The organism is Solibacillus ferritrahens (genome assembly GCF_037027585.1).
GTDB lineage: Bacteria > Bacillota > Bacilli > Bacillales_A > Planococcaceae > Solibacillus > Solibacillus ferritrahens.
Window position 1 is genome coordinate 75,891 of the sequence record NZ_JAXCLE010000011.1, and the last position, 25,009, is coordinate 100,899.

Sequence of the window (25,009 nt, forward strand, 5' to 3'; positions counted from 1 at the left end):
TCATCTAAATTTGGGTATACATATATTAAAGGAGATGATTTAATTGGAATTCCGTATTGAAAAAGACACTTTAGGTGAAATTCGTGTACCGGCAGATAAAATTTGGGGTGCGCAAACACAACGCAGTAAAGAAAATTTCCAAATTGGTACCGAAAGAATGCCCATTGAAGTTATCCGCGCGATGACAATTTTAAAAAAGGCAGCGGCACTCGCAAATAATAAATTAGGCAAGCTGTCTGATGTAAAAACAAAGGCTATTGTCGAAGCTGCAGACGAAATTCTGACAGGCAAATGGGATGATCACTTCCCTCTTGTTGTTTGGCAAACAGGCAGCGGAACACAGACAAACATGAATGTAAACGAAACAATCGCCTATTTAGCAAATAAAAAATTAGCTACCAGTGGTTCTGAAGAAAAAATCCATCCAAATGATGACGTGAATAAGTCACAAAGTTCAAATGATACTTTCCCTACTGCACTACATATTGCAGCAGTCGAAATTGTGGAAGGCTACTTAATGCCGCGCTTAAAATTACTACAGGCAACATTAAAAGAAAAAGCAATCGCATTCAACGATATTATTAAAATCGGCCGTACCCACTTACAGGATGCAACACCATTAACGCTCGGTCAGGAAATCGGCGGCTGGCACCATATGCTTTTAAAATGTGAAAAAATGATTATGGTAAACACACAATTCATGAAGGAACTGGCAATTGGGGGTACTGCAGTTGGTACCGGTATTAATGCTCATCCAGAATTCGGTGCACATACAGCAGCTGAAATCAGCAAGTTAACAGGCATTCATTTTACAACTGCTGAAAACAAATTCCATGCACTGACAAGTCATGATGAAATCGTTACAGCTCACGGTGCGCTAAAAGCATTGGCTGCAGATTTAATGAAAATCGCCAATGATGTTCGCTGGCTGGCAAGTGGTCCACGCTCTGGTATCGGTGAAATTACCATTCCGGAAAACGAACCGGGTTCATCCATTATGCCAGGTAAAGTAAACCCAACTCAAAGTGAAGCGATGACAATGGTCGTGACGCAAGTTGTAGGTAATGATGCAACAATTGCCTTTGCAGCATCACAAGGTAATTTCGAGCTGAATGTATTTAAACCCGTTATCATTTATAACTTCCTGCAATCAGCACGCTTATTGGCAGATTCGATGAAATCATTCAATGACAACTGTGCAATTGGCATTGAGCCGAATATGGAAGTATTGGAAGCGAACTTGAAAAATTCGTTAATGCTTGTCACGGCATTAAATCCGTATATTGGCTATGAAAATGCAGCCAAAATTGCTAAAACAGCTCATAAAGAAGGCTCAACATTAAAGGAAGCAGCGATTGCAACTGGTCTTTTAACTGAAGAAGAATTTGACCGTTATGTCGATCCAAAAACGATGATTTACCCAAATGCTGAATAATTTTTAACTATCCTACACAACCTTCCAACAAGTTTAGTCAATTACTTTCATCAGGTAATAAACTAATGTTGAGGAGGTTGTTTTTTATTGAAAAAAATCGAATTTATAAAGGATGGTTATGAAATCGTCGTAAATATTCTCAGGAATATACAGAACGAAAACACTAAATATGTTGAAGCAGATGCCTATTATAAAGACTTTGGCAAATACCGCATATTAGTTTTAGCAGATTCTGTGGATAAAGCGGTAGAACTAGCAACACATGAGCTACTGACGAATCACCCATTTGAGAAAATTATAATAGATTATTAAGTCATATTTAAAGGGATGCTCTAAAAATCGTATTAGAGCACCCCTTCTTTTTAATTTATAAAAGCAAATTTAAATACAAATCGATGATTTGCTCTCCGTAAAAGTACACGACAATCGAAGCAATTGCAATGGATGGTCCAAATGGAACCGGAGTTTTGCGCCCCTTACGTCGGACTTTTAAAATAACGATTCCAACAATCGTCCCAATAATAGACGCTAAAAATAATGTTAACAACGTATTGTAAGTTCCCAATACAAGACCGATTAATAAAAATAGCTTTATATCTCCGCCACCCATCCCGCCTTTTGAAATGATGGCAATTAATAATAACAGCGAAAACCCTAGCACTGCCCCAACAATACTATCCCACCAAGGCTCCAGTGGGGAAAGAATCCTTCCGACAATTAATAACGGCAGGAAAAATAGTAAAATTTTATCCGGAATGAGCATGTATGCAATATCCGAAACATTGATAATAACCAATAGAGAAATAAATAGGAGCGCTACTGCAAGTTCCCATGTAATACCAAGCTGCCATGTTGCAAATGCGAATAAAAGGCCTGTTACTAGCTCAGTAAATGCATAGATTGGAGATACTTTTACCCCGCATGTCCGACATTTCCCTCGTAAAAATACATAGGAAAAAACAGGTATGAGTTCAAAAGCGTGTAAACGGCGATTACAATTTACACAATGGGAAGGTGGTGTAACGATTGATTCCTTTTTCGGAATACGTAAACCTACTACGTTGTAAAAAGAACCGAAAACAAGTCCTAAAATCCCCGCAAAAATTGTATACATTATGTCCATGTTGAACGCTCCTTACTATTACCTGCTTAATTATTATTCGTAGTAGAATGTTGTAATTTGAATGTTGGCTGTAACGATTTCGGATGCCTCTTCTGTAAATTGGTCTTCTTCACCTGGAAGTTCATAATCAATAAGATCCATTCGCATTACACGGTCTTTCTTTTCTATTTCTTCTATAAACTGCATCAAGCTAACATCATTTGGTGATGCCACATTTATATTGAATGTTATTAACTTTAATGAAGGTGGTAATGTTTCTACTGCTATTGTAGAAACAGGCAATTCTTCCGGTGCATCTGTATCTTCAACTTGTTCCACGGATTCAGTAGCTTCCGTTTCAATGGACTCTGTTTGTTCCACTGGTTCCGTAGCTTGTCCTTCTTCTGTTCCAGAGTTGGCCGTTGGATCCTGTAAGCCTGAGCTCGATACGAGAGCATCATAGTTGTTGAAATCGATACTTTGAATACGAGAGCCTGTTAAGTATTCAATTTCCTCAATTGAAAGAATCAACGCATCGATTTCTCGGTTAGCCGGCACTTTCTTGCGTAGTACAAATTCATTTGCACTTGTTTGAGATAGCTGTGTATGGTGAAATGCGATTGTTTCCTCCAATGTCGAAATTTCCGTTTTCAAACTGCTCATTTCACTATGGATCGCCAGTTCCTCATCCTGTTTTGGTTTGACGACATAGTAATAAACAGCAAATAACAATGCCATCGCTAAAGCAATCACTAATAAAAGTGTCCCATTTTTACTACTTGAGATGGAATTCACTACTCGTCACCTCCAGCAGCTACATGTAATTGATTTACTAATAACATAAGCTCTACACTATACCGTGGTACTTCGCTAAATTGCTGCTCTGCACTTAACTCTTCTCCGGAAGGATTTACATCAAAGTTTTGAATCGTGCCTAGCTGAACATCATTGAAGTACGGGCTTTTTTCAAGATTACTCACATATGTTGAAATTGCATTTAACGTTTCAAAATCAACCGTCACTTGTACACCTGTTTCAGAAAATACATAAGCTCGCAAATATGTATTTAAAGGCAATAAATTTCGTGTTTCCTTAATAACCGGAGAAACTGGGAATGATACTCTTTCCACAAAAGCTACTGATTCTTCTAATGAGCCTTTATTCATCGTTTCAAATGAGGCGACTTCTGCACTCAATTGATCGCGCGTTAAAATTAATGAATCCCGCTCCGGTATTGCACTTGCGATTTCACTTTTCACACTGAAAAATGTCCATGCCATAAGTCCAAGTGTTACCAAAGATAATATGCCAACCAAATAAAATGCGAAATTTAAACTAGCCTCGCCCTTTTCAATTTTGGGCATGAGGTTAATATCTGGAATCATTCGTTAACCTCCTTTAGAGCAAGGCCTAACAATGTCGCATGCTTTGCTTTGCAGTTTGGAAAGTGCTCTTCTATAACAGCATCATCCACAATACTTATCGGTGTCGGTAAATTGTCGCGTAACAGTGCCTCTATAAGATGAAGTAATGGATGATCTCCCATCACAATGATTTCATCGACAACTTTTTCCCCTTTGTGGAGCGAGAATTTAAAGAAGTTCATCATACGGTCGATTTCCAACACTTGGTCTGTAGTCGCTCTACGAAAATCATCCAAATCACCCGTATAATGAAACTCAACTTCATCGTTTTCAAGAATATCTTGCTCCCATTTATCCGGGTCTGTATCAACTGTCTGGAAACGTAAAAACTCGACCTCTCCATTTGAGAAAATACAAATAGAAAATTCATTAATGGACCAATCAGTCACTAAATATGTACGATTTGAATCAATAAACTCAATATGCTCTAGCAAACGCAAATTACATAATGCTCGAATATCGGCTATTTGTGGATTTAAATGATTATCTAATAATAGACCAATCATTTTCCCAACTTCATCAGGAGGTGCAGCAAGCAACACCGCTTTCCCATCGCCTTCCACTGAATCATGAACATCAATAAGCGGTTCCTGGAACGGCAAATGAATAGAGTTCCCGAGCTCCATCTGCACAAATTCCTTTAGTTTTTTGCCGCTTACATCTGCAGGATGCTCAAAAGTTTTTAATAATACAGACGTATCCGGTACGAGGAAACGGACATTTTGCTTCTTGCCACCCCAGTTCGGGATATTTTCCTTTATTAATTCATATATCGCCATCTCGTCCATAATGGCGCCCTCGTGGACGGCATTTCTAGGTAATGGCGTTTCATAAATAACAGGTTGATCAAGTGTTGGCCCTTTGGAGACAAGTGCACGGATCACGTAGTCATTTAAGAGAATAGATGCATGTGATTTTCTTTTCATTGTAAACATTTAGGGACCCTCCCCTTTATACTTTGCCTCTATTTTTAGGGCAAGCTCATCTTCAAAGCTATTATACTAGCGAAATCATCGCCCAATGGAACACCCAATCGTTGTTGGGTTGGGTGTTCTTTGGGGGGTGATTATTGCCCCATAACAGTGTTAAGTTCACTTTCACTGAATCCATCTTTAATTAAGTCATTAAAAGTATCTTTATTTCTCCCTTTAAAAGTAATACCACTATCCAATGTTACAGTTATAGCTGGATTAGCTGGAGTGTTAGCAAATGAAACTGTTCCTCCCGTAACTTTTTCGCTACTAAAATCAACTTCATTTGTAGCACCACCATACTGACAAATATTATCCGTACCACAAGAACCATCTGCAAATGCAATTTTTGCTGAAGAAACTAAACCGGAAATATCAGCTAGCACTGCTTTATCGCGTTGATTATTAATAATATTTCCAATTGCAGGTATCGCAATGGCCGCTACAATACCTAAAATAACGATTACTGCTAAAAGCTCAACTAAAGATAAACCCTTTTCATTTTTAATACGTTTTTTTAATACTTCAAACATATTAAACCTCCTCTATATTTTATTGTATATTGTTTTTTGCACTGACGCTTTGTACCACTTTGATGCCTCCCTGCAAAACGCCCTATATTTTTTCAATTACATATTCTCGTAAAGACTAAACATCGGTAAGAAAATTGCTGCTACGATAATACCAACTGCACCTGCTAGTATGACAATCATTAAAGGTTCGATAAGAGACTTCAATGTATCTACTGTTCTCTCAACTTCCTCTTCATAAAAGTCAGCAACTTTCTCAAGCATATAATCAAGTGACCCAGTGGATTCCCCTATTCTCGTCATACTCGTCACCATAGGCGGGAATATCCAGCTTTTTTCAAATGGTTCTGTTAATGTACTTCCTTTTTCAAGGCTAGCTCGAGCATCTAGTACTACTTTTCCTACAACAGGGTTACCGGAAACTTTTTGGGAAATTGTCAATGCCTGTAAAATTGGAACTGCACTGCTAAATAATGACGATAAATTACGCGTTAATCTCGCAATCGCTGTTTTTTGTAAAAGCTGTCCAAATATTGGCATCTTCAGAAGCATATAATGTACAGTGTAATGAAATTGCTCATTGTTCCTGTATAGATATTGGAAAACCACCACACCTATGACAACAGCACCAACTGGCAACCACCAATATTGCCTTAACCATTCCCCTAACGCTACCGTTAATACTGTTAACATAGGAAGTTCTGCATCCATCGATTCAAACGATTCGACAAATGTTGGTACAATAAAAATTAACATGAAAAACACGACTACCACGATTAATACTAATAACATTGCTGGATACGTTAATGTTGATTGCACTTTTTTCATTAATCGAAACGACTTTTCATATGAATTTGCTAAACGTTCTAATGTGTCATCGATATTCCCCGTTGCTTCACCTGATTTCATCATATTGACGAATAGCTCAGGGAACACTTTTGGATGCTTTTGAACTGCATCCGAGAAGGGAATACCTGCTCGTACATCTTCTTCGACCTTCTCCAAAGCTTTCTTCAACGGCTTACTTGTCGCCTGTTTTGCTAAAATATTTGTTGCTTCAACGAGGGATACTCCGGCACGAATTAATGTGGCAAACTGACGGCAATAAATTACAAAATCCTGCGTTTTAATTTTTGCGCTTCCAAGGCTAATATCCATGTGCAATATGCTTTTCGATTCTTCTATTTCACGAGGATTAATCCCCTTTTCCCGAAGCTTCGTAATTGCTGTGGCCTTATTTGTTGCATCAATCGTTCCTTTTTGGGTGACTCCCATCTTTGTTCGCCCTACATATTTAAATACAGTCAACTGTAATCACCTACATTCAAATAAGTACGCACTTCCTCCACCGAAACTTCACCGGAAGAAACCAGTGCCTGTATTGATGTTTCCAATGTGTGCATTCCTAGCGCACGGCTTGTTTGCATGACACTTGGTATTTGATGTATTTTTTCATTTCGTATTAAGTTTGTTACAGCCGGAACACTTACTAAAATTTCAGTTGCTACAACACGTCCTTCTTTATCTTTCCGAATGAACAGTCGCTGTGAAATAATTCCCTGTAATACATTCGCTAATTGGATACGAATTTGCCCTTGCTGATGTGGCGGAAAAACATCGATAATTCGGTCAATTGTCGTCGGTGCACTTGATGTATGAAGTGTTGCAAATACTAGGTGTCCTGTTTCCGCTGCAGTAATTGCTGTAGAAATTGTCTCTAAATCTCGCATCTCACCGACTAGAATAATATCCGGATCTTGGCGAAGTGATGCACGCAATCCATTTGCGAACGAGGCTGTATCGACACCGATTTCCCTTTGATTAACCACTGACTTTTTATGAGAATGCAAATATTCAATCGGATCTTCGAGTGTAATAATATGCTTCGATTTTGTTTCATTAATATAATCAATCATCGCCGCTAATGTAGTAGACTTCCCTGAGCCTGTTGGACCTGTTACTAAAATAAGCCCTTGAGGTTTTTCGGCTAAATCATACACTACTTTTGGCAAATTCAGCGATTCAATTGTAGGGATCTTGCTCGAAATTAAACGTGCTGCAATTACCCCTGCATTTCGTTGATGATACGTATTTACACGGAAACGACATAGGCCTTTTAAGGAATAGTTAAAATCCGTTTCGCCCTTCTCCTCAAATTCCGCCACTTTATAGTCTGGTAGAAGATCTTGTACCATTTCGTTAACCATTTCTTCCGTAACGATAATATCGCCATACTGCTTCAATTGACCGTTTACACGGTAGACGGGAGGAATTCCGATTGTTACATGTAAGTCAGACGCTTTTTCATCATATGCATGCTGCAATAAGTCTTGAATTTTTAGTGTCATCTGCATCCCCTCACTAGTCAATTGTTGCAACTCGCAATACCTCTTCAGTAGTTGTGACGCCATTTATAACTTTTTGCAGACCATCTTGCAACAATGTGTAGTAGCCTGCTTTTTTCATATAGTCCCCAATTTCATTCCCGCTTGCCCGATTCAGAATTAAATCCTTTAGCTCTCGATCAATCGGTAATAGTTCATGAATGGCAAGTCGTCCACGGTAACCGGTATTTCCACAAGCCGAACAGCCTCTACCTTTTCGTACCTTTTCAGCACTGAATCCATTATTTGCGAAGATTTCCTTTTCCCTGCTTGTAGGCTCAACTTCTCCACTACAATCTCGACAAATTTGACGTACAAGTCGCTGGGCTAAAATTCCCACAAGCGAAGACGAAATCAAGAATGGCTCGATGCCCATATCCTGCAGACGCGAAACAGATTCGATTGCACTATTTGTATGCAGTGTACTTAATACAAGATGACCTGTCAGTGAAGCACGAATCGAAATCTGTGCTGTTTCTAAGTCCCGAATTTCCCCAATCATAATAATGTCCGGGTCTTGACGTAAAATCGAACGTAAACCTGCTGCAAATGTTAGCCCAACTTCTTCTTTCACCTGAATTTGATTTATGCCGTTTAGCTGATACTCGACCGGATCTTCCACCGTAATAATATTAACTTCCTCATCATTTAGATTTGAAAGTGCTGCATATAATGTAGAAGATTTGCCTGAACCAGTTGGGCCTGTTATTAGTACAATTCCGTTTGGTTTTTCAATCATCTTTTTGAACAAGATTTCATTTTTTCCAGTAAAACCTAGGTGTGCAATATCTGTTGCGGCATTGTTTACATCCAAAATACGCATAACAATTTTTTCACCGTATACAGTCGGCAATGTAGAAAGTCGAATATCAATGCTTTTAAACTCGATATTAACTTTAATTCGGCCATCTTGTGGGATTCGATTTTCTGTAATATTAAGTCCACCTATAATTTTCATACGAGCGGTCATCATATTTTGCATATGTTTTGGCAGAGATCGCTCTGTTTTTAACACACCATCAACACGGTAGCGCACTTTAAATTCAGTTTCCTGAGGATCAAAGTGAATATCAGAAGCACGTTGAGCTACCCCATTGGCAATAATCTGATTGACTAGACGGACAATAGGCGAATCTTCATCAGTAATCTCCTGCTGGACTTCTATTGTATTTGCTGCCATTTCGGACAATGCTGCGTCCATCGAAGCCTGCAAATCATAGTATTTTGTAATTGTTCTGTATAAATCATCTTTTGCTGCTATACTAGTTTCGATTTGACAACCTGTCGCCATCCGGACTTCTTCTATCGCAAAATAATCCATTGGGTCTGACATCGCGATTAATAGCTTATTTCTATCGCGACGTACCGGCATAATATTGGCACGCTTCGCCAATTCTCTTGGGACAAGCTGTAATAGTTCTGGGTCGATCGCATATTTATTTAATGTGATATGAGGAATACCTAACTGGAACTCCAATACCTCAATCAGCTGCTGTTCGGTGAGCACGTTTTCTTTTATTAAAAAATCGCCTAGCTTTTCATCACGGCTTTTATTTTGTAGCGCATAATTCAACTGCTGATCATTAATTACTCCAGCTTCTACCAATAAGTCCCCTAAACGTTTTCTCGCATTTGCCTTCATGTTGTTATCCTCCTATTCTACGGAGTTATTAAATTTCCACCTTTATCGTAATAGCTGCCTGGTGGAAGATTATCCTTTGACCCTTCTTCAATTCGTGATTCACTACTTAATTCATTTGAATTTGTGTTTTGCTGATTATTAATTGGTGAGTTTCCTCCACCTCCATCTTCATCTGGGAAGCCGTCACCATCTAAATCGATTGAATCATCTGTTGCGTTGTTCACATCAACTACTGAATCTTGTATTACCGGTTGCTGAGACGATTTAACAATGACACGGTTTACCGGTGGATAATAATCACGGCTCACAAGTTGCTGCTCTCCATACACTGTTCGATAAACCGAAATACGTAATCCCTCTACACCATCTTGCAATTGCTCTGTTTGTCCAATTGCCAAGTCCTCCGAGTAGCGTGTAATTGTACGTGGTTGAATTTCTTCATCGTTTGATACCGATACAGAAACCTCTATTTCCTTTGCAGGTGTATATACTTCTGTTTGCAGCTTTCCATCATTCATCGAAAGCTTTAATACAACCGGATTAGTGGATGTATTAATAAATTTTAAATCCTCGTTCGCTAAAACATCTACCTTTGCCTCTAACCCAGGCTTTAAATAGGAAGGGCGTTCATTTTGCGAATGACGTTCCAAAATTTCAGCATTAATATTAAGTGCAGCGTTATAAATATTTGATGCGATAAAATTAATCGCCTCACGGTTTGCAAGATTAATTGTTTCTCCTAAGTTCTCCAACATTGAAAATGGCATTTGCGGTTCGATTACAATGTCCTGCAATTCAAGGACAAGCTCATTCATACCCATCGCACCTTCAGGTATAGTTTCAACCAACAGCGAAATACGATCTATTTCCAGTATCGAAAAATCATTTACAACAGCTTCAACTTCATTCGTTCTTAAATAGGAAGCATTCAACTGTACTTTTTCATAAGTTAAATCTGCGTCCCATGCAGAAATATTACTAATCTCATTTTTAACAATATCACTTGGAAGAATATTCAAAGGAAGATGAACTGCTGCCTCATCTGCCCAAAATGCATACCATGGTTTGCGGTAATTATCTTCAAAGCTATTAACTGTGGCTTCAATATCAAATTGCAAGGTGGGAGAACTGACTTCAATTGAAGTCCCTCCGCCTGTAACAATTAGGTTTTTGGTATACCAGTCATTTACAGCATTCTGTAATCCTGCTTTTAATTCATCGCCCTTTAAATCCCCTACTTCCATTCCACCAATTGTGGAACCCCCTGAATTACCAGTAGGGGTTGCATTGGAACTTGCTATAAAATGTGGTACCCAAATAGCTAGTAACGCTACTATTAACACAAGAAGTGCAATTGACCTAAAGACTATTTTCATATATTCACCCCACTAAATTCCTTTTATATCAAATTCTATTAATTCTAATTATTCGTAAACTATCAACTATACTATCTTTATTTCCTCAAATTAAGGTAATACTAAGCTTAAGTTACTAATTCCCCACCCTATTTCACTTAAAATGAGTAATAGTAATTAAATATATCCAAAAATATTTAAGTTTTACCATAATTAGACTTTATGTTATTATCTATCATAATACACAAACGATTACTTTTTGACTATATATTTTATAAAACTAGAAAAACTTTTTTATCTTTAATTCATTTTACCTAACAAAATCCGATAAAATAAGTTCTTTTTCGCTATTTTTCTACATTTTTCTTTAGATGTGTTTCTAAAACAAGGGGGGACTTTAAAATGAAGGTCTTAAAAAAGGAGGAAGGTTTTACCTTAATAGAAGTAGTTAGTTCTATAGTAATTATCACAATTGTGCTTCTTAGTTTTTCACAACTGTTTATTCAATCGAATAAAACAGCTGCTTATAATAATGAAAAACTTGTTGCGATTAATATGGCAGAAGCAGAGCTTGAACGCCTTAAACTAATGCCCTTCGCAGAATACCTCCCCTCTATAGATTCAACAAAGCTATATAATTTTGAAACAATATCTGACATCGAGAAGAAACTATACTCTGACGGTGATAATTACCGCTTAAACATCAAAGCAACACAAACTTCCGAGGAAAAAAACAGAAAGCTTATTAATATCGTAATAACGGTAAAGTATAGGAATTCAAAAAGCACTGTAGAGGGGTACATTAGATATGAATAATCAAAAAGGATTATCTTTAGTAGAACTTCTGGCGGCGATTGTTATTTTTAGTCTTATAGCGATATTTGCAACTACAATTCTTTTAAGCTCCATAAAAACTTATGCAAAGATTAATTCAGATACAATCCTTCGAGATGAGGCAGATTTAGTAATGGCTAATTTAATTAAAGAAATATATATTTCTAAAGATTCAGAAATTATATTTACTGAAAATACCTCTAATCATAATTATTATATTAAACCTAAAATTCCTCCTATAGTGGGAACATCATCAGAGACAGGTTTTAAGGATAATAATATTGTAATCAAAGGCAAAAAAATAACACTTAATAATAGTACACTTGAAGTTATATGGGATGAAACAAATATTAAGATTATTGAAGGAACAAATAGCGACCGATCTTACCATATTACATTGACACTTAAAAATAAAAACAAAAATGTCAAAAAAACATTCAGATCGGAAGTACGTTCTATAAATGATCTAGAGAGAGAAGATGAAGAGGATGATTAATGTAATCAGGAAAACAATTCGAAACTCAAATGGTTATGCGTTATTGTTAACATTAGGCATACTTATTTTATTCACAGTTCTTGGACTATCTTTAATGACTCTAACAATGAGCGGCACCGCCAAAAACAGTACTCGTGAAGACGATACACAGGCACTAAATCTAGCAGAAAAAGGGTTAGATTTTATACTTAATGAAATTAATACACATTTAGCGGAATTCACAAAAGAGGGAAAATCCAGAGATGACTTTATAGGCGAGTTAGAAAAATTTAATCAAAATAATTTAAGATATAAATGTACTTTTGACTCAAAAGGTATCCTAATTAAGGGGCTAAAAATTACAACAAGTAACAGTCAAAATGATACATCGTTAGCTTGTATCAAATCCGTTCATGAAGTGAATGATGCAAATGGATTAAATGACTTAAAGAAAAAGTTAGAAATAATCAGCTTCGGCGAAGTAGATGGTAAAAACAAACAATTAATTACTTTTCTTGAAATAGGAGCAGATCACATACCTGAACAACTCAAATATACATTAACTTCCAATGGGAACATTCATTTAAATGGAGCTGTGCAAATCACAGGCGATTTAAGATATAAAGGTAATTTAACTACGTATAACAAAGCACATATTATTAAAGGAAGCCATTATTGGGTTGACAGCTTAAAACCCAGCATCAAGTCCACTAGTTCACGGAGTAATCCAAGAATAGTAGTTAGTAGGAATAGTAATTTTTACCATGTAAAAGACTCAAGTAATGCTAGTTCTCTATACACAGGTATTCATAATTTGAATACCTCTTATTTAACAATGGAAAGCGATATTTCAAAACTTTTTGATACGACTATTTTTGATAAAGTACCAACAGTTGTGACTACTGATTCTAATATTAATACAGTAGATGTGTCTGCTAAAAAAAATACTTACATCTTCACTAGAAATTCAGCTAATGATATTCTAACAAATAAAAATGAATACAGTATACCAAACGGTGTCTATAAAAATAGAAGTTTTTTAGTTCACTATTATAGCACTTGTAACAAATCCTCCTGTAATAAATACGATCCCGAAGATAAGAATAGCACCTTTGAGCTAAATGGAGATTATGAATTTGATCAGTTAGCGACTTCCGCAAGTTTAAAAATAACTAGTCAAAATAAGAGTACAACAAAAGTAAAAATAAAAAATACATTATACGTAGAAGGAGATTTGATAATCGATGGGAATGTTGAACTCTCTGGAAGTATTTTTGTAAATGGCAGATTAAAGATCCATGAATCAAATTTAAAAACAAACGCTTTAATTTATGTGAATAATCCCGACGGATATACTAGAAACGGTTGGGTTTATTATGAACCTGTGGACATTCAATATTCAACTATTAACAGTCTTCCTTACAAAAATGAAAAGAATGAAACTGCAAATGGAACGTTAGTTATTTTTTCTAGAGGAAAAGTAAAGTTATCTAATAACTCTACATCGAGCCTACACGATAAACCTAGCGAAATATATGGCTTTTTCTACTCTGGAAAGGAGCTTGAAATTTATGGTTCAGGTTCTAATATGAAGATTCATGGCGGGGTATATGGAAGTAGAATAACATTACATGCTACTAGAGGTAATACGCAAGAGACCGCCCCTTCTCGTAGTGATGCTACTAGTTACAACAACTATAATGGTTTGTACGTTTTCAAAGAGACAATACAGGATGATATTACCACTAGAAGTTCAAATCAGTTAGTCGGTGATTCTCGTTGTAATTTCCCTACTAAAAGCAACCAAAAGAAATGCTATGATTACCATTCACGATTACAAATTCATTATAACGAAGATGTAATTAACACTTATATTGAATTAAACAGAGAGGAAGAGTTAATTTATAAAGTCGATCCTCCTAAATTTGTAGAGAGAAATTAACTAATAGATTTCTTTCTTGCACCAGGTCATAAACCTTCAACTTATACAGAGCTTCTACGTAACGAAGAAGAAGAATATATTCAATCTCTTAGTGCACATGAAATAGTAGAACGCAAATAAGACTTCTACTTACAATAAAATTCAAAAAAGCACCTATCCAATTTAATATTGTAATAGGTGCTTTATTTTAGAATAATCTCTTTACTCTATTCCATCACATGCATTGGATCTCTTCGCTTCGGCCCAATCATATTAAACAACACATTTAAGAAAATCGCCGTTACAGACCCCGCAACAATCCCATTAGAAGTCAAAATCGACATCCATGATGGAAGGTTTTCGAAGATACCTGGTACAGTAGCAACACCAATCCCTAAACCAACACCAAGTGCTGCGACCATTGCGTTTTCCATTGATTTTGCAATTTCTGGTGCTAGCATTCTAACACCTTGCGTGATCACCATACCGAACATTGCTAGCATCGCTGCACCAAGTACTGGTGTTGGGATGATTGTAGTTAATGCCGCAAGTTTTGGCAGGAATCCAAGTGCAACTAGCATACCGCCTGTAATGAAGATTACTTTGCGGTCGCGTACGCCTGACATTTGAATTAATCCTACGTTTTGCGAGAATGTTGTGTACGGGAAGGCGTTGAAAATACCACCGATAATCGATGCTAATCCTTCTGCACGGTACCCTTTAGATAAATCTTTTGAAGTTAAATCTTTTTTAGTAATATCACTTAAAGCATAATAAACACCTGTTGATTCTACTAATGATACCATTGCTACTAATGTCATTGTTAAAATGGCAGAAGCGTTAAATGTCGGTGTTGCTAAGTAAAATGGCTGCATAATGTGTAACCAAGAAGCATCGGCTACTGGTGCGAAATCGACTTTGCCCATAAAAATACCGATAATTGTTCCTGTCACCATTCCTAGTAAAATCGCAATGGCACGAACGAAGCCAACTGTGAATCTATAAATCACTAAAATGATTAGTAACGTAATAAATGCTAAGGCTACGTTTGAACCTGATGCAAAGTCAGCTGCGCCTTGACCACCAGCCATATTATTGATTGCTACCGGTATTAGGCTAATCCCGATAATTGTTACGACAGAACCTGTTACAACAGGAGGGAAAAACGGAATTAATTTACCGAAAAGACCACCGATTAATACGATAATAATACCCGATGCGATAATGGCTCCATAAACATCGCCTAAACTGCCGCCAGAACCGATTGCAATAATCGGACTTACTGCTGTAAATGTACAACCGAGTACAACCGGTAAACCGATTCCGATAACTTTACCCTTCCAAACTTGCAGAAGTGTTGCCACACCGCACATGAAAATATCGATTGCTACTAAATATGTCATTTGTGCCGAACTGAACCCTAATGCCCCACCGATAATTAACGGTACTAAAATCGCTCCTGCATACATTGCCAGCAGATGCTGAATACCAAGCATCGTTGCTTTTGTGTTATTCATAAAAAGTTTTCCTCCAATTATAGATGCACTCTTAATATGTTAATTACATGATTTGAACTGTATTGTTTTAATGCTTAATCGTAGAATTCTACTTTGCCATTTGCCAGCGACTTAATATTTGCCAAAGATTCAATGCGTAATCCTTGTTCACGTAATGCTTTGCCACCCTGTTGGAAGCCTTTTTCGATTACAATTCCCGCACCAATAATTGTAGCGCCTGCTTGATTTACAATATCAATTAAACCTTTTAGCGCTTCACCATTAGCTAAGAAGTCATCAATAATAACAACATTATCATCAGCTGTTATGAACTTCTGCGATACCGAGATTTCGTTTGTCTCGTTTTTTGTAAAAGAATGTACTTTTGATGTATACAAATTATCCGTTAACGTAAGTGATTTGCGTTTACGTGCAAATACAACTGGTGCACCAAGCGTTAAACCCAAAAATGTTGCTGGAGCAATTCCTGATGATTCAATTGTCAGTACTTTCGTTATTATTTGGTCAGAATAACGCTTTGCAAATTCATCGCCAATTTCCTTCATTAAAAACGGGTCGATTTGGTGGTTTAGAAATGAATCTACTTTTAGTACCACGTCTGAAAGAACTTCGCCCTCTTGTTCAATTTTTTCTTTTAAAAGTTTCATATACAATTCCCCCTCTATTTTTGGATAAAAAAAATCGGCAGACCTGCTCCCTACAATGAGTGGAGCAAGACTTCCGAATACAGTTCAAAAGTAATAACAAATGAGGTGCACAAATAAATATTGGACGGGTCATTCGTTAACATGCTTCACTCATAGTCGATTCATTTACGGTAAATCGGTAGAAACTTGCAAGCCTTATCCTTGCGATTATATGAGTAAAGTTATTAAGTTTAATATTGAATGTCCCAATTATAATCATGTAAATCTTATATTGCAATAATCTCACAAAAGTAAAACTATTCTTATTTTTCGGAAATTTGAACAAAAAAGTGATAATACCGAAGTGAATGTTCGGCTTTAGGCTTTTACCAATAAATTCTTGGCTAAATTTTCTTTGAATCGTTCGAAATTTTTCCCCTCAGAGCCAAAATAGCTCATACTACGTGTTACAAAAACGAGGGTCTTCTTTCCATTACCATAACTCACCTCAGCAATTGCACCCATTTCCTCCAGAACTTGCACTTTCATCTCATCTTCATTGAAAATAACAATATTCTCTGCATATAGAGTTTTAAATTGATTGAAGGTAGCTGACCCTTGTAAAATAATGATTTCCGGCTGAAACTCTTCCATTACTTCTTTGAAAATTGTTTGCCCGCGTTCAAAATTAGCGGCATCTTCTTTTTTTGCATTTTTTGCATGATCTGTCAATTCTATTTGATACGTATTTAAAGAAGTATAAATAAGCGATTCGTTATAATGCTTTTTTAGCCATGCCTCAAATTGTAAAGAACCTTTAAATTCACGAGGGGCTCCCTTTATTTCACTCAAATAAAGCTCTTTTAAAAGCTCTCTATTTACTAATGACTCTGCAAAAATCTGTTCACTTCTATCTTCTACTTTAAAAAAGGGTACTGCGTTTGTGCTGATTAGGAAAATTCGTGATTTGTAGGGATTTCCATTTGTTAAAAACGGACGAAACGCTACAATTTTTCCATCTTCGCCCATTAACCATTGATGCATTTTCTTATATAAACCTGTTGAAATAGGCATTCCTAACACTTCCTTATAACTATAGAGATTTTTCATTTCTTCTATAATACCATTCCTTCCTTTTAAAGTATAAAAGTTAGGCTAAAGGGCATTTCATAATCGAGAGCAAAATTATTTTCACCGCTACATTTGCGATAATAGACACTTAAATACATATATTCGCCACCTACATGAACATTTTAGACACTCTGTTTCACTTAATAGACACTCTCCCTTACATATTCGTCACTTCGTTCTCCTTAATGTCCACTTTCAAAACTAATTAAATTAAACAGCACAAGCTCCATTCACTCCACAAAAAAAACGCAATGAAAGCTGATGCTAACATTACGTTTTAATCTTATTTATTTGATAAATCACAGTCCATTAAAGGAACGATTTTTGTTTTATGTTTTACCTTATAGAAAATCCATAATGAAGCAAATAACGGTAAGCCGATGTATGAAACAACAACGCCATACCAGTCAATTGTCCCGCCCATAAAGGCCATATAGTTTTGACCAAGTACAACAATCATACATAATGCAAAGGCAAACAGCGGGCCGAATGGGAAGAATTTTGATACATATGGTAAATCACTTAATGACTTTCCTTGTGCGACATATGCGCGACGGAAGCGATAATGACTAATCGCAATACCGAGCCATGCAATAAAGCCGGACATACCTGAAGCGTTCAATAACCAAATATATACGACACCATCGCCAAAGAATGAAGCTAAAAATGCTAGTGAACCTACTGCTAATGTAGCAAGTAAGGCATACATCGGAATGCCGCGCGTCGTTACTTTCATAAACAGTTTTGGTGCTTTGCCATCTACTGCTAATTGATAAAGCATACGACTTGCTGCATAAAGACCTGAGTTCCCTGCAGAAAGCATTGCTGTTAAAATAATCGCATTCATAACAGATGCTGCAAATGCGACACCTAAGTTTTCAAATACTAATGTAAATGGACTTGTCGCAATATCTTCTGATAAAAGGCGTGAATCTGTATATGGAATAAGTAATCCAATTGCGCCAATAGCGAAAATGTAAAACAGTAAAATACGCCAAAACACTGATTTTACCGCCTTTGGAATGTTTTTTCCTGGGTCGTCTGTTTCACCTGCTGTTACACCAAGCATTTCCGTACCTTGGAATGAGAAACCAGCTGCCAAGAAAATACCGAATAGTGCCAGGAAGCCCCCGTTAAATGGTGCATCTCCTGCAAAAAAGTTCGTGAAGCCCACCGGGTCATTCCCACCTAAAATTCCGAAAATCATTAAAAAGCTGACAATGATAAATACAATAACCGTTGCAACTTTAATCATCGCGAACCAATATTCTGCTTCACCAAAAGCTTTTACAGATAACAAGTTAAACGTTAATACGACCGCTATAAATAAAAGCGTCCATACAATCGACGAGCTGTCCGGGAACCAATATTTCATAATTAATGAAACGGCAGCAATTTCCGCCGCAATCGTAATTGCCCAGTTGTACCAATAGTTCCAACCAAGCGCAAATCCTAATGCCGGGTCTACAAATTTCGTTGCATACGTACTAAACGAACCTGATGTCGGCATATAAGCAGCCATTTCACCTAATGACGTCATTAGGAAATATACCATAACCCCGATTAATGCATATGCGAGCAATGCCCCACCAGGACCTGCCTGTGCAATGGCACCACCTGATGCTAAAAATAGTCCTGTACCAATCGTTCCACCTAACGAAATCATCGTAACATGGCGGCTTTTTAATCCTCTTTTCAGCTCGTTTTTATTGCCGAGCTGATCTATTTTAATTTCACTCATGATTATAAAACTCCCTTTTTGTTTTGTTCGGTGAAGTGTAAAAAGAAAAACCACCACAAGTTTTTGTGATGGTTATAATTACACCTCATCAAACTTGAAAGATAGCTCAACACATGCTTACACATGTGACAGTTCTGTTCCTTATCGGAGACAGCCCCAGCGTTATATTTAAGAAGAAAAATAACACTTCGGCAATCATTCCTTTCATAAAGCTTCACAGATTCTTCTCAATCTCCGCTATACTAATTTTAATGATTGCGACCTCTACCCCATACATTTACATGAGGTAATATATTTAATTGAAATAATGATTATTAGTCTAACATAATATTTTTTTGATGGCAACGCGTTGCTATTTTTCAGTTTTTTAAGATTATTCTCACTATTCAACGGCGTTGTTGCAGGAAAAGGAGCCTCATTCATGAATGAACAAAAAATAAACCAAAACAGCAAAAAAATACTATCGAATAAACCACTTCTCTTTTTTATGGTTGCTGTATTCCTATTCGCTACTACTTTACGTACACCAATTACTGTAGTAGGTCCAATCATTTCTTTTATTCGGGATGGCCTCGGCATCTCAAACGTTCTTGCAGGATTTTTAACAACTATTCCGTTAGTCGCGTTTGCTATTGTTTCTCCTTTTGCACCACGCATAGCACGTAAATGGGGTATGGAATGGACTTTATTTTATTCAGTAATTTTACTTTGTATCGGAATATTACTACGTTCAGTAGGTGAAACAACACTTCTGATTGGAGGAACAATTCTTATAGGGATTGCCATCGCTTTTGGAAATGTTCTTATTCCGAGTTATTTCAAATGGAAATTCCCGCTGCATATCGGCTTGTTAACAGGGGTGTATTCCGTATCGATGAATATTTCTTCCGGACTTGCAGCTGGCTTTAGTTTTCCGATTGCCACAAATGCAGGCTGGCAAATGGCTTTAGGCTTTTCGATTGTTTTAGGTGTTCTGACATTAGTTATATGGATACCGATTTTGCGAACACCAAAAGTGGACTTGCATATGTCGACATCACAGACAATGAAAACGCAGATGTGGAAATCACCGCTCGCTTGGGCAGTTGCAGGAGCAATGGGCTTTCAATCTTTTTTATTTTACTGCTCTTCTGCATGGCTGCCAGAAATTTTTGTTAGCCAAGGTTTGGATGCTACCGCGGCCGGTTGGATGGTTTCTGTTATGCAATTTGCACAAATTCCGATGACGTTTGTTATTCCAATTATTGCAGGGAAGCTCATTTCACAGCGTCCAATCGTCATTTTCTTTACGATTTGCTACTTAATTGGCTTTACTGGTGTGTTGATGGAATGGACAAGCCTTGCGATTTTATGGATGATCTTTTTAGGTTTTGCAGGCGGAGCTTCATTTGGTTTAGTATTGATGCTGTTTTCACTACGTACAGAAACTGCTTACGATGCAGCGGAGCTCTCCGGCTTTGCGCAATCAATTGGCTATTTAGTCGCAGCTGTCGGGCCTGTTCTATTCGGTTATGTACATGATTTGACGAATAGTTGGTCCATGCCTCTTCTGTTATTTATTTTGATTTCAGTTTTGTTATTTTTTGCTTCATTTATAAGCGCAAAGAATCAAACAATCTAGCCAAACGTATGTACCCTTTTATGCTATAATAAGGTGAGTAAATAAAAGGAGTACTGAACTATTGCGTAAAAAAAGAAGACGAAATAAAAAAAGGCTGCCGATTATTCCGTTATTTTTCATTACCTTAGCTGCTGCAGTTGGTTTTAATGCAACGAAAACTTTAGAAGGTATGGGTATTGGAATTATCACTTATTTCGTACTCTATATCGGTTTTATAATTTGGCTGAAAACACGAATAATAAGAAAGTTACGGAAATCCGGTATTCGAGAAGTCGACCAAATGAGCGGTGAAGATTTCGAAAAGTTTTTAGGAGAATTGTTTAAACGCCGCGGTTTTAAAGTGAGCTATACTGCAACGAGTGGCGATTATGGTGCGGACCTCATTTTGAAGGATGGGAAAGACATCATTGCCGTGCAGGCAAAACGGTATTCCAGCACGGTCGGTGTAAAGGCTGTACAGGAGATTATCGGTGCGGTGAAAATGTATGAGGCAACAGAAGCATGGGTTGTAACAAACAGTCATTTTACCCGGCAGGCCGAAAAACTTGCAGACATTAATGACGTTTATTTAATCGATCGTGATGAATTAATTCAAATCATCTTAAATAAAAGATAGAAGGGTTGTGTTCAGAGTCAATTTGATTTTGAACATAACCCTTTTTTGTAGTGCCGTCCCATTAATATGGCTGCAATTGATAAAAGTAATTTGGCTTTTTGATCGTATTCGCAATCGGCTCGTGATAAATGTCCGTTGTCGCCGGTGATAATGGTGGGATGAGCCATACCCAGTTTCCTGTTACATCACGGCCGCTTGTTTTTTCTTGCTGGCTAAAAAGTTGAAACTGCTGTGCTGCCGTATGATGATCAACTATACTCACTCCAGCAGTTTTATAAGAATGGAGTACCGCGATATTTAATTCTACGAGTGCCCGGTCTTTCCAAAGAGAGACATTTAGTGCTGTATCCAAATCCATTGCCTCGGCGATTTTCGGCAAGAAATTATAACGGTCCGTATCAGCCAAATTACGTGCTCCAATTTCTGTACCCATATACCATCCATTGAATGGCGCAGCTTGGTAGTCTTCTCCTGCAATATTAAAACGCATGCTCGAAATGATTGGGACTGCATACCATTGCATGTTTAGCCTAGAAAAATCATAGTCTGGATGTGTAATAGGCACCTCAAGCACTATTTCTTTTGGTAAATCAAAGAATATTGGCTCGCGGTCATCTACTTGAACTACAAGCGGTAATACATCATAATTTGTTTTTGCACCTTTCCAGCCGAGACTTTCGCAAGTTTTCGTAAACTTTATAGACGTGGAATCCCCAATTACTCCTTCATCGGTTTCATATCCTGCATAGCGAATGAGCTGATGATTCCAAATCCGTACACGATTCGGGTCAAATAAAGTGATTGCTGGCCGAATCTTACCGCTGTTTGTGGCAAATTCAATATGCTTTACAAGTGCTTCGTATATTTCGTATTCATTTAGCAATTGACGCTGATCAAAAACGGTTAAGCTATTCCAAAAAAGCCGGCCGATACACTTATTGCTGTTGCGCCATGCAACTCGCGCACCATAAGTAAGTTCCTCGGTCGTTAAAATAAATGCCGGATGCTTAGCTTCCTCTATACGTAACTTTAGCCAGTCATCCGATTGCTTCGTTTCTTGTTTATATAAAGTGAGAAATTCAATTCGTTCTTGTAATTCCTTCGTTGTAGTTGTCATCAGTTCATCTCCCTATTCCTTCATTTTGGCCCTTAAAATAAGGAAACTCAATGAAACAACAACTGATTAAAACATGTATTTTTCATACATGACTAAAAGTGTTCATAATGTCGAGTGTAGGATTATTAAAATCTATTTTTCGTAAGGTTACCGATTCACTTTCATATTCATTTAGTTAGGCGAATTAAAATTTCACCTTGATGTTTTCTACTTTCGATTAGACGATGTGCCCTCTGAATGCCTTCTAAATCTAATACACGTGCAATTGGAACAGTTAATTTGCCACTTCAAATAGTAAGATTATCCGCTCAACAACAGGAGCTAAGCGAGCAGGGTCTTCATTACGAGTTATTTAAAATAAAATAGCCGCCCAAATTCGGACGGCAACTTTTTATTTAAACACGAAATATACTCTAGTAGCTATAGCTCATCCTTCTTCATTAATAATTACATTTTTACCGCGCAACTTCATGAGAATCGGAATTAATATCCATAAAACGGCAATAACTAAAAAGATTAATGAGAGTGGTTTTGCTATGAAAATACTGAATTCCCCATTTGAAATCGTTAAAGCGCGACGCATGTTATTCTCAATCATTGGACCTAATACAAGCGCTAAAACTAAAGGAGCAACAGGAAAATCATTTTTTGCAAAGAAATAGCCTGCAATCCCGCAACCTAATAATAAGAATAAATCAAATGTCGTATATTGAACTGCGTATACACCGAAGATTGAAATAGCAATAATGATAGGTAACAAAAATCTTTTCGGTGTTTGAATAATTTTTGCGAAAACACGAACCAGTGGCATGTTTAATATAAGCAGCATTAAGTTTCCAAGGAACATACTGGCAATTAGGCCCCACGCTACGTCTGGGTGTTCCTCAAACAATAATGGACCCGGCTGAATGTTGTACATGATGAACGCACCCATTAAAATAGCTGTCGTCCCTGATCCCGGGATACCTAATGTTAGTAGTGGAATCATCGCACCACCCGATGCTGCATTATTTGCAGATTCCGGAGAAGCAACTCCGGCAATATTTCCTTTACCGAAAGATTCTGGATTTTTGCTAATCTTCTTTTCTGTAATATACGCAAAGAATGAAGCAAGTGTCGCTCCCGCACCTGGTAGTACCCCTAAGAAGAAGCCAAGGAATGAGCCACGTGCGATTGGTGCTGCACTGTCTTTTAAATCCTTTTTCGTGGGTAAAATACGATCAATTTTTGCGATAGGTTCATCGGCCCCATCCTTCTCAAAAATAGTTTTAAAAACTTCACCTAATGCAAATAAACCTACAGCGACTGTTAAGAACTCAATTCCACTAAATAAAACTGGCTGGTCATATGTAAATCGTGCAATTCCAGAAACGGCATCTATTCCAATCGTTCCTAATAATAAACCGAGAACCGTCATTATTAATGCCTTCGTAATTGATTTACCTGCTAAACCGCTTACCGCTGCCAATCCTAATAGCATAAGCGAAAAATATTCTGCAGGACCAAAATTTATTGCTACTTTAGATAATGGCCGAGCCAATAAAACCAATCCGATTAATGCAATAATGCCTGCAATAAACGAGCCGATTGCCGCAATGGATAAGGCTGCTCCAGCCCTTCCTTGCCTTGCCATTTGATACCCGTCTAACGTCGTAACAACTGAAGAAGATTCACCTGGCGTATTTAATAAAATAGATGTTGTAGATCCACCATACATTGCACCATAATATACTCCCGCTAGTAAGATGATTGAACTAGTTGCAGCCATCTCTATTGGTAACCCTGATGTTAATGTAGCCGTAACAGGAATTAATAGAGCGACCCCACTCATCGGGCCAATTCCCGGCAACACACCTACAGCTGTCCCAATAATTACACCTAATAATGCGAATAAAATATTATGCCATTGAAAAGCAATCGCAAATCCATCTAATAAGTACTGTATCGTTGACAAATCAGCTCCTCCTTTCTATTTAGAGTGGGAATTTAGGTAATGATCCGCCTAACACATTGACGAAGCCGAAGTAAATAATTGCCGAAAATGCTGCTGCCACTATGATAGAGCTAACCCATTTTCCTCGTTCAAGGGTTTGAAAAGAGATTAATAAAAATGCAAAGGTTGTAATTAAGTAACCTAGTTTTTCGAGCAAAAATGCATAAGCAACCGCTGAAATGAAAATAATTAGGAATCGCTTAAAGTTAGAGGATTTGCCCCCTTCTTGCTCCTGAACGATTTTGTACATCGCCTGATGACGAATTGTTTCGAAAAATAGTAAAATACTTAATCCAATTAAAACAATCCCTAATACAAATGGAAATGTACTCGGGCCAATTTGAGAGCCGTACGCACTTTCAGAAATTTTTTGGGATTCGATAATAATTAGTATTCCTAGCACTAAAAATACAATACTCGCAACACGGTCAAATTTTAAATTCATTCGTTGTACACCTCCTATCAACTACACCTCGGCGTAATTGAGGCTAGATTCCACTTTAGGCCCATATGATGTGGACCAATCAGTCGCTGTCGTACTATAAGATACTTTTAAGTACTCCTCTATCGAATC

24 protein-coding genes and 2 riboswitches are annotated in these 25,009 nt (G+C 37.3%); of the genes, 7 read left to right on the forward strand and 17 right to left on the reverse strand.

The genetic code is table 11. From position 1 onward, the window contains the following. The first annotated feature begins 43 nt into the window (after window positions 1-43). Together fumC and SNE38_RS12145 are read left to right on the forward strand one after the other, a co-directional pair. Window positions 44-1,435 carry a class II fumarate hydratase gene (fumC, locus tag SNE38_RS12140; RefSeq protein ID WP_191705037.1) on the forward strand — a complete coding sequence of 464 codons (1,392 nt, stop codon included), beginning with the start codon at window positions 44-46 and terminating at the stop codon, window positions 1,433-1,435. Between the two features lie 87 nt (window positions 1,436-1,522). Continuing rightward, window positions 1,523-1,747, forward strand: a complete 225-nt coding sequence (locus SNE38_RS12145) for a hypothetical protein (protein ID WP_191705038.1) — start codon at window positions 1,523-1,525, stop codon at window positions 1,745-1,747. Window positions 1,748-1,802: 55 nt separating this feature from the next. Here the strand turns inward: SNE38_RS12145 and SNE38_RS12150 are convergent, their stop codons facing one another. The 9 genes from SNE38_RS12150 to SNE38_RS12190 all read right to left on the reverse strand — a co-directional run bounded on the left by SNE38_RS12150 (window position 1,803) and on the right by SNE38_RS12190 (window position 10,864). After that, complete coding sequence (locus SNE38_RS12150; protein ID WP_336046565.1) at window positions 1,803-2,558, reverse strand: prepilin peptidase; 756 nt, start codon at window positions 2,556-2,558, stop codon at window positions 1,803-1,805. A 33-nt stretch (window positions 2,559-2,591) separates the two neighbouring features. Then, window positions 2,592-3,332 carry a potassium transporter gene (locus SNE38_RS12155; protein ID WP_336046566.1) on the reverse strand — a complete coding sequence of 247 codons (741 nt, stop codon included), beginning with the start codon at window positions 3,330-3,332 and terminating at the stop codon, window positions 2,592-2,594. After that, window positions 3,332-3,922 (reverse strand): PilN domain-containing protein, encoded by a 591-nt coding sequence (locus tag SNE38_RS12160; RefSeq protein ID WP_191705041.1) that lies wholly within the window; start codon window positions 3,920-3,922, stop codon window positions 3,332-3,334. The genes SNE38_RS12155 and SNE38_RS12160 overlap by 1 nt, the downstream gene beginning before the upstream one ends. Then, window positions 3,919-4,896, reverse strand: a complete 978-nt coding sequence (gene pilM / locus SNE38_RS12165; RefSeq protein WP_336046567.1) for a type IV pilus biogenesis protein PilM — start codon at window positions 4,894-4,896, stop codon at window positions 3,919-3,921. Before pilM ends, SNE38_RS12160 begins: the two co-directional genes overlap by 4 nt. Before the next feature lie 131 nt (window positions 4,897-5,027). Next, entirely contained in the window at window positions 5,028-5,465 is a 438-nt protein-coding gene (locus tag SNE38_RS12170) for a type II secretion system protein (RefSeq protein ID WP_336046568.1), read from the reverse strand. Window positions 5,466-5,561: 96 nt separating this feature from the next. Beyond that, window positions 5,562-6,770, reverse strand: coding sequence for a type II secretion system F family protein (locus SNE38_RS12175; protein ID WP_336046569.1), 1,209 nt, complete (start codon window positions 6,768-6,770; stop codon window positions 5,562-5,564). Next, entirely contained in the window at window positions 6,767-7,810 is a 1,044-nt protein-coding gene (locus SNE38_RS12180; protein ID WP_191705045.1) for a type IV pilus twitching motility protein PilT, read from the reverse strand. Before SNE38_RS12180 ends, SNE38_RS12175 begins: the two co-directional genes overlap by 4 nt. A gap of 13 nt (window positions 7,811-7,823) precedes the next feature. Then, the gene (locus SNE38_RS12185; protein WP_336046571.1) at window positions 7,824-9,488 is read right to left on the reverse strand and encodes a GspE/PulE family protein; all 1,665 of its coding nucleotides are present in this window, start codon (window positions 9,486-9,488) and stop codon (window positions 7,824-7,826) included. A 17-nt stretch (window positions 9,489-9,505) separates the two neighbouring features. After that, window positions 9,506-10,864 carry a VanW family protein gene (locus SNE38_RS12190; RefSeq protein WP_336046572.1) on the reverse strand — a complete coding sequence of 453 codons (1,359 nt, stop codon included), beginning with the start codon at window positions 10,862-10,864 and terminating at the stop codon, window positions 9,506-9,508. A 381-nt stretch (window positions 10,865-11,245) separates the two neighbouring features. On the opposite strand from SNE38_RS12190, the gene SNE38_RS12195 reads away from it, so the two are divergent. Genes SNE38_RS12195 through SNE38_RS12205 form a run of 3 tightly spaced genes read left to right on the forward strand, consistent with a single transcriptional unit; the run spans window position 11,246 to window position 14,094 of the window. Continuing rightward, window positions 11,246-11,659: a type IV pilus modification PilV family protein gene (locus SNE38_RS12195; RefSeq protein WP_191705048.1), complete on the forward strand. Its 414-nt coding sequence runs from the start codon at window positions 11,246-11,248 to the stop codon at window positions 11,657-11,659. After that, complete coding sequence (locus tag SNE38_RS12200; protein ID WP_191705049.1) at window positions 11,652-12,173, forward strand: PilW family protein; 522 nt, start codon at window positions 11,652-11,654, stop codon at window positions 12,171-12,173. Before SNE38_RS12195 ends, SNE38_RS12200 begins: the two co-directional genes overlap by 8 nt. Further along, window positions 12,166-14,094, forward strand: a complete 1,929-nt coding sequence (locus tag SNE38_RS12205; protein ID WP_191705050.1) for a hypothetical protein — start codon at window positions 12,166-12,168, stop codon at window positions 14,092-14,094. The genes SNE38_RS12200 and SNE38_RS12205 overlap by 8 nt, the downstream gene beginning before the upstream one ends. Window positions 14,095-14,300: 206 nt before the next feature. On the opposite strand, the gene SNE38_RS12210 is transcribed toward SNE38_RS12205, so the two are convergent. The 4 genes from SNE38_RS12210 to SNE38_RS12225 all read right to left on the reverse strand — a co-directional run bounded on the left by SNE38_RS12210 (window position 14,301) and on the right by SNE38_RS12225 (window position 19,088). Beyond that, on the reverse strand, window positions 14,301-15,590 hold the full coding sequence (locus SNE38_RS12210; protein ID WP_336046574.1) for a nucleobase:cation symporter-2 family protein: 1,290 nt from the start codon (window positions 15,588-15,590) through the stop codon (window positions 14,301-14,303). A gap of 74 nt (window positions 15,591-15,664) precedes the next feature. Continuing rightward, a complete protein-coding gene (locus tag SNE38_RS12215; RefSeq protein ID WP_191705052.1) occupies window positions 15,665-16,237 on the reverse strand; it encodes a xanthine phosphoribosyltransferase in 573 nt (190 codons plus the stop codon). 133 nt (window positions 16,238-16,370) lie between these two features. Further along, a riboswitch (purine riboswitch) is annotated at window positions 16,371-16,472 on the reverse strand. Window positions 16,473-16,594: 122 nt separating this feature from the next. After that, window positions 16,595-17,326 carry an RNA 2'-phosphotransferase gene (locus tag SNE38_RS12220; protein ID WP_336046575.1) on the reverse strand — a complete coding sequence of 244 codons (732 nt, stop codon included), beginning with the start codon at window positions 17,324-17,326 and terminating at the stop codon, window positions 16,595-16,597. A 304-nt stretch (window positions 17,327-17,630) separates the two neighbouring features. Beyond that, the gene (locus SNE38_RS12225; RefSeq protein ID WP_191705054.1) at window positions 17,631-19,088 is read right to left on the reverse strand and encodes an amino acid permease; all 1,458 of its coding nucleotides are present in this window, start codon (window positions 19,086-19,088) and stop codon (window positions 17,631-17,633) included. Between the two features lie 94 nt (window positions 19,089-19,182). Then, window positions 19,183-19,363: riboswitch (Lysine riboswitch) on the reverse strand. Between the two features lie 146 nt (window positions 19,364-19,509). On the opposite strand from SNE38_RS12225, the gene SNE38_RS12230 reads away from it, so the two are divergent. Both SNE38_RS12230 and SNE38_RS12235 read left to right on the forward strand, forming a co-directional pair. Beyond that, window positions 19,510-20,709, forward strand: coding sequence for a CynX/NimT family MFS transporter (locus tag SNE38_RS12230; protein ID WP_191705055.1), 1,200 nt, complete (start codon window positions 19,510-19,512; stop codon window positions 20,707-20,709). A 61-nt stretch (window positions 20,710-20,770) separates the two neighbouring features. Continuing rightward, window positions 20,771-21,325: a restriction endonuclease gene (locus tag SNE38_RS12235; protein ID WP_336046576.1), complete on the forward strand. Its 555-nt coding sequence runs from the start codon at window positions 20,771-20,773 to the stop codon at window positions 21,323-21,325. Window positions 21,326-21,386: 61 nt separating this feature from the next. On the opposite strand, the gene SNE38_RS12240 is transcribed toward SNE38_RS12235, so the two are convergent. The 4 genes from SNE38_RS12240 to SNE38_RS12250 all read right to left on the reverse strand — a co-directional run bounded on the left by SNE38_RS12240 (window position 21,387) and on the right by SNE38_RS12250 (window position 24,880). Beyond that, window positions 21,387-22,442, reverse strand: a complete 1,056-nt coding sequence (locus SNE38_RS12240) for a nitric oxide synthase oxygenase (protein WP_336046577.1) — start codon at window positions 22,440-22,442, stop codon at window positions 21,387-21,389. A 167-nt stretch (window positions 22,443-22,609) separates the two neighbouring features. Continuing rightward, entirely contained in the window at window positions 22,610-22,708 is a 99-nt protein-coding gene (locus SNE38_RS19295; protein WP_408022381.1) for a hypothetical protein, read from the reverse strand. Window positions 22,709-22,869: 161 nt separating this feature from the next. After that, window positions 22,870-24,396, reverse strand: coding sequence for a tripartite tricarboxylate transporter permease (locus SNE38_RS12245; RefSeq protein WP_191705058.1), 1,527 nt, complete (start codon window positions 24,394-24,396; stop codon window positions 22,870-22,872). Between the two features lie 19 nt (window positions 24,397-24,415). Beyond that, window positions 24,416-24,880 carry a tripartite tricarboxylate transporter TctB family protein gene (locus tag SNE38_RS12250; protein ID WP_336046579.1) on the reverse strand — a complete coding sequence of 155 codons (465 nt, stop codon included), beginning with the start codon at window positions 24,878-24,880 and terminating at the stop codon, window positions 24,416-24,418. Window positions 24,881-25,009 lie beyond the last annotated feature (129 nt).

Excerpts from the sequence above, each read along its gene's own strand:
- SNE38_RS12150 (WP_336046565.1), bottom strand. The coding sequence starts at position 2,558 with ATGGACATAATGTATACAATTTTTGCGGGGATTTTAGGACTTGTTTTC.
- SNE38_RS12160 (WP_191705041.1), bottom strand. The coding sequence starts at position 3,922 with ATGATTCCAGATATTAACCTCATGCCCAAAATTGAAAAGGGCGAGGCT.
- pilM (WP_336046567.1), bottom strand. The coding sequence starts at position 4,896 with ATGTTTACAATGAAAAGAAAATCACATGCATCTATTCTCTTAAATGAC.
- SNE38_RS12170 (WP_336046568.1), bottom strand. The coding sequence starts at position 5,465 with ATGTTTGAAGTATTAAAAAAACGTATTAAAAATGAAAAGGGTTTATCT.
- SNE38_RS12180 (WP_191705045.1), bottom strand. The coding sequence starts at position 7,810 with ATGACACTAAAAATTCAAGACTTATTGCAGCATGCATATGATGAAAAA.
- SNE38_RS12185 (WP_336046571.1), bottom strand. The coding sequence starts at position 9,488 with ATGAAGGCAAATGCGAGAAAACGTTTAGGGGACTTATTGGTAGAAGCT.
- SNE38_RS12190 (WP_336046572.1), bottom strand. The coding sequence starts at position 10,864 with ATGAAAATAGTCTTTAGGTCAATTGCACTTCTTGTGTTAATAGTAGCG.
- SNE38_RS12195 (WP_191705048.1), top strand. The coding sequence starts at position 11,246 with ATGAAGGTCTTAAAAAAGGAGGAAGGTTTTACCTTAATAGAAGTAGTT.
- SNE38_RS12200 (WP_191705049.1), top strand. The coding sequence starts at position 11,652 with ATGAATAATCAAAAAGGATTATCTTTAGTAGAACTTCTGGCGGCGATT.
- SNE38_RS12205 (WP_191705050.1), top strand. The coding sequence starts at position 12,166 with ATGATTAATGTAATCAGGAAAACAATTCGAAACTCAAATGGTTATGCG.
- SNE38_RS12210 (WP_336046574.1), bottom strand. The coding sequence starts at position 15,590 with ATGAATAACACAAAAGCAACGATGCTTGGTATTCAGCATCTGCTGGCA.
- SNE38_RS12215 (WP_191705052.1), bottom strand. The coding sequence starts at position 16,237 with ATGAAACTTTTAAAAGAAAAAATTGAACAAGAGGGCGAAGTTCTTTCA.
- SNE38_RS12220 (WP_336046575.1), bottom strand. The coding sequence starts at position 17,326 with ATGAAAAATCTCTATAGTTATAAGGAAGTGTTAGGAATGCCTATTTCA.
- SNE38_RS12225 (WP_191705054.1), bottom strand. The coding sequence starts at position 19,088 with ATGAGTGAAATTAAAATAGATCAGCTCGGCAATAAAAACGAGCTGAAA.
- SNE38_RS12230 (WP_191705055.1), top strand. The coding sequence starts at position 19,510 with ATGAATGAACAAAAAATAAACCAAAACAGCAAAAAAATACTATCGAAT.
- SNE38_RS12240 (WP_336046577.1), bottom strand. The coding sequence starts at position 22,442 with ATGACAACTACAACGAAGGAATTACAAGAACGAATTGAATTTCTCACT.
- SNE38_RS12250 (WP_336046579.1), bottom strand. The coding sequence starts at position 24,880 with ATGAATTTAAAATTTGACCGTGTTGCGAGTATTGTATTTTTAGTGCTA.